Origin of the sequence: Brochothrix campestris FSL F6-1037 (genome assembly GCF_000525915.1) — a bacterium.
GTDB lineage: Bacteria > Bacillota > Bacilli > Lactobacillales > Listeriaceae > Brochothrix > Brochothrix campestris.
In genome coordinates this window covers 1-471 of sequence record NZ_AODH01000120.1, presented here as the reverse complement: position 1 = coordinate 471, position 471 = coordinate 1, and the positions used below count along the sequence as shown (strand labels likewise).

Below are 471 nucleotides of genomic sequence, written 5' to 3'. Positions count from 1 at the left end.
CAGATGCTCTCCCAGCTGAGCTAAACCCCCATTGCTTGGCAACGTCCTACCTCTCACAGGGGGAAACCCCCAACTCACCAGTACGGCGCTAAAGAGCTTAACTACTGTGTTCGGGATGGGAACAGGTGTATCCTCTTTGCTATCGTCACCAAACAGATAAATATGTCTGGATAATTATGAAATTATCATGAAAGTTTGCACTCTCAAAACTGAATACTAATTGATTTTTTTCGAAAGGTAACAACCCATCGTCATTTTCGCTTTTAAAAATTAATAAGGTTAAGTCCTCGACCTATTAGTATTCGTCCGCTCCGTACATCGCTGCACTTCCACTCCGAACCTATCAACCTGATCGTCTCTCAGGGTCTTACTCACATAAAGTGATGGGAAATCTCATCTCGAGGGGGGCTTCACGCTTAGATGCTTTCAGCGTTTATCCCTTCCACACATAGCTACCCAGCGATGCTCCTC

The 471-nt window shown here is 45.0% G+C and carries 2 rRNA genes; both read right to left on the bottom strand.

Annotation, left to right across the window (positions count from 1 at the left end):
- Positions 1-33: 33 nt before the first annotated feature.
- Positions 34-153, bottom strand: a 5S ribosomal RNA gene (gene rrf, locus BCAMP_RS12185).
- A gap of 122 nt (positions 154-275) precedes the next feature.
- Positions 276-471, bottom strand: a 23S ribosomal RNA gene (locus BCAMP_RS14130); the annotation flags it as partial.